6 protein-coding genes are annotated in these 5,777 nt (G+C 64.5%); 3 read left to right on the top strand and 3 right to left on the bottom strand.

Features of this window, described 5'->3' with window-relative positions; all coding sequences use genetic code 11:
- Nucleotides 1-96: 96 nt before the first annotated feature.
- The 3 genes from B5V00_RS16595 to B5V00_RS16585 all read right to left on the bottom strand — a co-directional run bounded on the left by B5V00_RS16595 (nt 97) and on the right by B5V00_RS16585 (nt 3,641).
- Nucleotides 97-1,626 (bottom strand): YifB family Mg chelatase-like AAA ATPase, encoded by a 1,530-nt coding sequence (locus B5V00_RS16595; protein ID WP_085011927.1) that lies wholly within the window; start codon nt 1,624-1,626, stop codon nt 97-99.
- 111 nt (nt 1,627-1,737) lie between these two features.
- A complete protein-coding gene (locus B5V00_RS16590; protein ID WP_085011926.1) occupies nt 1,738-2,442 on the bottom strand; it encodes an MgtC/SapB family protein in 705 nt (234 codons plus the stop codon).
- A gap of 272 nt (nt 2,443-2,714) precedes the next feature.
- Nucleotides 2,715-3,641 (bottom strand): zinc ABC transporter substrate-binding protein, encoded by a 927-nt coding sequence (locus B5V00_RS16585; protein WP_085011925.1) that lies wholly within the window; start codon nt 3,639-3,641, stop codon nt 2,715-2,717.
- Nucleotides 3,642-3,728: 87 nt separating this feature from the next.
- On the opposite strand from B5V00_RS16585, the gene B5V00_RS16580 reads away from it, so the two are divergent.
- The 3 genes from B5V00_RS16580 to B5V00_RS16570 are packed head-to-tail and all read left to right on the top strand — an operon-like array spanning nt 3,729 to nt 5,729.
- Complete coding sequence (locus tag B5V00_RS16580; RefSeq protein WP_085011924.1) at nt 3,729-4,211, top strand: Fur family transcriptional regulator; 483 nt, start codon at nt 3,729-3,731, stop codon at nt 4,209-4,211.
- Nucleotides 4,212-4,216: 5 nt separating this feature from the next.
- Nucleotides 4,217-4,954: an ATP-binding cassette domain-containing protein gene (locus tag B5V00_RS16575; protein ID WP_085011923.1), complete on the top strand. Its 738-nt coding sequence runs from the start codon at nt 4,217-4,219 to the stop codon at nt 4,952-4,954.
- Nucleotides 4,947-5,729, top strand: a complete 783-nt coding sequence (locus B5V00_RS16570; RefSeq protein WP_085011922.1) for an iron chelate uptake ABC transporter family permease subunit — start codon at nt 4,947-4,949, stop codon at nt 5,727-5,729. Before B5V00_RS16575 ends, B5V00_RS16570 begins: the two co-directional genes overlap by 8 nt.
- Nucleotides 5,730-5,777 lie beyond the last annotated feature (48 nt).

The raw sequence follows: 5,777 nt of genomic DNA, 5'->3' as shown, positions 1-5,777 counted from the left end.
ACATTGATCTGCCGGGCAGGGGAATAACATAATTACATGGGCGTCCCCTTTCGTCCTACATCTATTGTCATCAACATTTAAGTATTTTCTCAGCACTTACCCCAGCTTCCGGTCCAGCCCGCGGTACTGCACCGCCTCGGCCAGGTGCGGCTGGCGGATCGTCTCTTCCCCGGTCAGATCGGCGATGGTCCGCGCCACCTTGAGGATGCGGCTGTAGCTGCGGGCGGACATGCCGAGCCGGTCGACCACCATCTCCAGCAGTTTCTCTCCTTCAGCGTCCAGCCGGCAGAACTGTTTCAGGTGCCGGGCCTGCATCTGACTGTTGGTGTGCAGGCCGAATTTCTCCAGCCGGTTGCGCTGGATCTGCCGCGCCGCTTCGACCCGGGCGCGGATGGCGGCGGATGATTCAGCGCTGCAGGTCGCAGCGAGATCCTTATGGGCGACCCGCGGCGCCTCGATGTGCAGATCGATGCGGTCGAGCAGCGGGCCGGAGAGGCGGCTGCGGTAACGCTGGGTCATCAGCGGAGTGCAGGAGCAGGGGTGCTGGGGGTCGCCGAGAAAGCCGCAGGGACAGGGGTTCATGGCGGCCACCAGCATGAAGTCGGCCGGGTAGGTGAGGGTGGTGGCGGCGCGGCTGATGGTGACCTGGCCGTCCTCCAGCGGCTGGCGCAGCATCTCCAGCACATTCTTCTTGAACTCGGGCAGTTCGTCGAGGAAGAGAATGCCGCGATGGGCCAGGGAAACCTCTCCCGGCTTGGGATAACTGCCGCCGCCGATCAGCCCGGCATCGGAGATGGTGTGATGAGGATGACGGAAGGGTCGCGAACTGAGCAGCGCCTGTTCGCGGGACAGCAGACCGACGATGGAGTGGATCTTGCTCGCCTCCAGCGCCTCTTCGAAAGCGAGCGACGGCAGGATGGTCGGTACCCGCCGGGCGAGCATGGTCTTGCCGGAACCCGGAGGCCCGACAAGCAGAACATTGTGGCTGCCGGCGGCGGCGATCTCCAGCGCCCGCTTGGCCTGCTCCTGGCCGGCGACCTCGGCGAAGTCGGCCTCGCCGGAGACCCTTTCGGCCTGCAGCAGCGCGGGGTCGACCACCACCGGCTCAAGAACCTGTTCGCGATTGAGAAAATCAACCACCTGGCCCAGGTCCTCGACGGCGTAGACCGGTGAACCGGCGGCGATGGCCCCTTCGGCGGCGTTTTCCCGCGGCAGAATCAGGCCGTCGACATCCCAGTCGCGGGCGGCGACGGCCACCGGCAGGGCGCCGCGCACCGGCTTGACGCGACCGTCGAGGGAGAGTTCGCCGAGCAGCACGTAACGGCCGACGTTGCCGTTCTTGACCACCCCGGTGGCGCTGAGCAGGCCGATCGCCATCGGCAGGTCAAAGGCGGCGCCGTCCTTCTTGATGTCGGCGGGGGCGAGGTTGATGGTGATGCGGCGGGCGGGAAACTCGTAGCCGGAGTTCTTGATCGCGCTCTTGACACGATCCTTGCTCTCCTTGACCGCTCCCTCGGGCAGGCCGACGGTGGCGAACTGAGGCAGCCCCTGGGCGATATCGACTTCGACTTCAACCGGATAGGCATCGATGCCGAGCAGGGCACCGGAGGTGATTTTGGCGAGCATGTTCCCCTCCTGGGAAAGAGTCCGGTCGTCAATGACCGCTCTCAAGATAGCCGGAAATGCCGACAACGGCAAGGGCGGAGGGCTGAAAGTCGTTGTCGGCGCAGGCCTCTTTCAACGACAGCCGATACGTCGCACCCCTTCCATGCCGGAAATGCGGCTGATCAGCTCACGACCGATCCAGCGGTGGTGGTTGGTGACCACATATTCGAGGGAAATTTCTCCGGCTTCGAGATCGACGCCGATTTTAGCGGAAACGATCCGCAGGTGGTGTTCCGTGAACAGCTGTTCAATCTCCCGGTCCAGTTCCGGGCGGTTGACGGCCGTAACTTTCAGGTTGGTGTAGCGATCCTTTTTGATCACCGGCTCGAAGCGTTTCAGCCAGACCAGGCTCATCAGGGCAAGAAAGGTCGACAGGCCGCCGATAATGAAGAGACCGACGCCGAAGGCCATGCCGAGGGCGGCGACCATCCACAACGAGGCGGCGGTCGTCAGACCGCGGACGTTGACCCCCTCCTTCAGGATCACCCCGGCGCCGAGAAAACCGATGCCGGAGATGATCTGCGCGGCGGTCCGGGCCGGGTCGAGACGAAGGATCGAATTGCTGTCCAGAGCCCCGTACTTGACCACGAAAACCTCGGAAATGACCATCATCAGGCAGGACGCGACGCAGACCAGCATGTGGGTACGAAGCCCGGCCGGGCGGCCATGCCGTTCCCGCTCCATGCCGATCATGCCGCCGGCCAGGGCCGCCAGCAGAAGCTTGACAGTCACCATCAGGATATCGCTGCCCAACAGGTTGGCTCCCCAGGTTTCCATAGGATCCTTTCGGTCTGCTGCAACAAGGATGTCATGCCTTTGAAATTATTGCATTCATCGGGCAGAAGACAAGTCCCGGCGGAATCTTTGCGCCGGGAAACGACAGGGGAGCAGAGATTTTTGACCGGGAGTTTAAAGGTTATCTTCCCCAGGCGGAGCAAATAGGTCCAGCTGCAAGGCGTCCGCACCCCCGCGGAATAAGGCGTACCGGAAGGTACGTCGTTGACGCGGGGCAAGGACAACGCCGCAGATGGGCGTTTTTGCTCCGCCTGCTACTGCCCGAGACAGGCCTGCAGGTTGTCAGCCATCCCCTGCAGCAGAGCAAGGTAGCTGTCCGGACCATCGGGCAGGGCAGCGCCGATCGGATCGAGTTCACCGTGGCGGGCGCCGGTCCCTTCGATCAGGGTCGCCACCAGCCGCGGTTCGAACTGCGGTTCGCTGAAGACACAGCGCACGTTGCGGTTCTTGATCTGACGGCGCATTTCACGAATCCGGCGCGCTCCCGGCGCCCGTTCCGGGTGGATCGCCAGAGCGCCGAGGGGGTGAAGGCCGAAGGCCTGTTCAAAGTACTGGTAGGCATCGTGAAAGACCAGGTAGGGCGACTGCCGCAACGGAACGAGCTGCTGCTTGAGGCGATGCTGCAGCGCGCTGATCTTCCGCTTTTCGGCCGCGGCATTGGCCCGGTAGCGGGCGGCATGCCGCGGGTCAAGCTGGATCAGCCGGGCGCTGAGGGCATTGAGCAGTTGCCTGGCATTGGCCGGGTCGAGCCAGAGATGGGGATCGATGCCGCCATGTCGGTGCTCCTCGTCCGGATCTTCTCCCCAGGAACCACCTTTGCGGGCCGGAAGCAGATTGATGCCGGGCAGCTTGGTCAACTGCAGGGTCTTTGTCCGCAGGTTCGGATCCCGCAGCGATTTGGCGAGAAACGATTCCAGCTCCGGCCCGATCCAGAGGATCAGGTCGGCATGGTGCAGCGCCCGCATCTGGGAAGGGCGCAGGGCAAAACTGTGCGGCGAGGATCCGCCCGGCAGCAGCAGTTGCGGTTGACCGATGCCGGCCATGACCGCAGCGGCCAGACCGGCCAGCGGCTTGATGCTGACCACCACGCGCGGGGCCGCCGCCAGCGCCTCCGGGGCGGCGGCGAACAGCAGGCAGAACAGCAGCCATCCCGCGACCGGCAGCAATCGTCTGCGCACCATCAGCAACTCCTTTGAATCACTCACCACGTCAAGCGGATTGGCGATTCGCAACAAAATGTTATAGTGTTACATATCACAGGAGGCCGCATGTCACAACAGCTTGCTGATCATCCCTTCACCCCGCACGACCACCAGCAGTGCATCGACCAGGCCATGGCCCGGGCCGAAGCCCTCTGCCGACGGCAGCGGGCGCGCCTGACACCGCTGCGCCGCCGGGTGCTGGAACTGCTCTGGCAGAGTCATCGACCGGTCGGTGCCTACGAACTGCTCGAACAACTGCGGACCGGGAGTCGGGCGGCGCCGCCGACCGTCTACCGGGCACTCGATTTCCTGCAGCGGGTCGGCCTGGCGCATCGCCTCGCTTCGCTCAACGCCTACACCGGCTGCTGTTATCCGGGAGAGCCCCATGCCGGACAGTTTCTCATCTGTCGCTCCTGCCAGGCCTCCAGCGAACTGAGTTCGGCCGGCGTCAGCCGTTCAATTCGGCAGGCGACGGCGGCAGCCGGTTTTTCCGTCGAGCAACAGACGGTGGAAATCCACGGACTCTGCTCCCGCTGCCGGGAGGACTGAAACAGATGGCCGACAACCGTCGCACCCTGCTTGAACTGCGGCAGGTCAGTTACGCCCGCCAGGGGCGGATGCTGGTGGAGGGAGTTGACCTGCGCATCACGGCGGGAGAAATCCTGACCCTGATCGGTCCCAACGGTGCCGGCAAAACCACCCTGCTCAAACTCGCCCTCGGCCTGCTGCCGCCGACCGCGGGCCGCATTGACCGTCTCCCCGGGCTGAGTATCGGCTACATGCCGCAACGGCTGCACATCGATCCCTCTTTTCCCCTGAGCGTGAAACGTTTTCTGCACCTTGCCGGCCACTGTCACCCGCGGCAACTGGCCACCACCATGGCCGAAACCGGTATCGAGCCGCTGGCCGGACGCGCGATACAGAACCTTTCCGGCGGTGAATTGCAGCGCGTGCTGCTGGCACGGGCGCTGCTGCGCAATCCTGACCTGCTGGTTCTCGATGAACCGGCACAGGGCGTCGATGTCCATGGTCAGACCGAACTTTACCAACTGCTGGCCGACCTGCGGCAACGGCGCGGCTGCGCCATCCTGATGGTTTCCCACGACCTGCACCTGGTGATGGCGGCCACCGACCGGGTGGTCTGTCTCAACCATCATGTCTGCTGTACCGGATCGCCGGAGAGCGTCAGCCGCAATGCCGATTTTCTCACCCTGTTCGGCCCCGCGGCGCAGCACAACCTGGCCTTCTTCAGCCACGACACCGATCACCACGAGGAACACTCCCATGGATGACTTCATTCTCCGCGCCCTGTTCGGCGGGCTCGGCGTCGCCCTGGTGGCCGGGCCCTTCGGCTCCTTCGTCGTCTGGCGGCGGCTGGCCTACTTCGGCGACACCCTCGCCCACGCCGCCCTGCTCGGGGTCGCCTGCGCCCTGCTGTTCGACCTGGCGCCGATTCTCGGCGTGTTGATTGTCTGTCTCACCCTGGCACTGCTGCTGTTCCTGCTGCAGCGCGGCAAGCGTTTGGCCGGTGACACCCTGCTCGGCATCCTCTCCCACTCGGCACTGGCCCTCGGACTGGTGGTTCTGTCACGGATGGAGACGGTGCGGGTCGACCTGCTCGGCTACCTGTTCGGCGACATTCTCGCCGTCAACCGGGCCGACCTGGTCTGGATCTACGGCGGCGGGGCAGTCGCCCTGGCCGGACTGATGGTTCTCTGGCGGCCGCTGCTGGCGATCACCGCCGACGAGGACCTGGCCCGGGTCGAAGGGGTGAAGGTCGACCTGGTGCAGGCCGCCTACCTGCTGCTGATGGCGCTGGTGGTGGCGATCATGATGAAGGTTGTCGGGTTGATCCTGGTCACCGCGATGTTCATTATTCCGGCCGCCACCGCGCGTCAGCTGGCACGCAACCCGGAGAGCATGGCGCTGCTGGCGGCGCTGGTCGGCATCCTGGCGGTGAGCGGCGGGATCGGCAGCTCGCTGGCCTGGGACACCCCGGCCGGGCCGTCGGTGGTGCTGGCGGCGACGCTGCTGTTCATCCTGGCACAGATCAAGGGCAGGATGTGAGATGTGAGATGTGAGATGTGAGATGTGAGATGTGAGATGTGAGATGTG

Origin of the sequence: Geothermobacter hydrogeniphilus, assembly GCF_002093115.1 — a bacterium.
Lineage (GTDB): Bacteria > Desulfobacterota > Desulfuromonadia > Desulfuromonadales > Geothermobacteraceae > Geothermobacter_A > Geothermobacter_A hydrogeniphilus.
The sequence above is the reverse complement of the archived record's forward strand: the minus strand, read 5'-3'. Positions and strand labels throughout refer to the sequence as shown.

Coding starts and splice junctions, on each gene's coding strand:
- B5V00_RS16595 (WP_085011927.1), bottom strand. CDS start 1,626: ATGCTCGCCAAAATCACCTCCGGTGCCCTGCTCGGCATCGATGCCTAT.
- B5V00_RS16590 (WP_085011926.1), bottom strand. CDS start 2,442: ATGGAAACCTGGGGAGCCAACCTGTTGGGCAGCGATATCCTGATGGTG.
- B5V00_RS16585 (WP_085011925.1), bottom strand. CDS start 3,641: ATGGTGCGCAGACGATTGCTGCCGGTCGCGGGATGGCTGCTGTTCTGC.
- B5V00_RS16580 (WP_085011924.1), top strand. CDS start 3,729: ATGTCACAACAGCTTGCTGATCATCCCTTCACCCCGCACGACCACCAG.
- B5V00_RS16575 (WP_085011923.1), top strand. CDS start 4,217: ATGGCCGACAACCGTCGCACCCTGCTTGAACTGCGGCAGGTCAGTTAC.
- B5V00_RS16570 (WP_085011922.1), top strand. CDS start 4,947: ATGGATGACTTCATTCTCCGCGCCCTGTTCGGCGGGCTCGGCGTCGCC.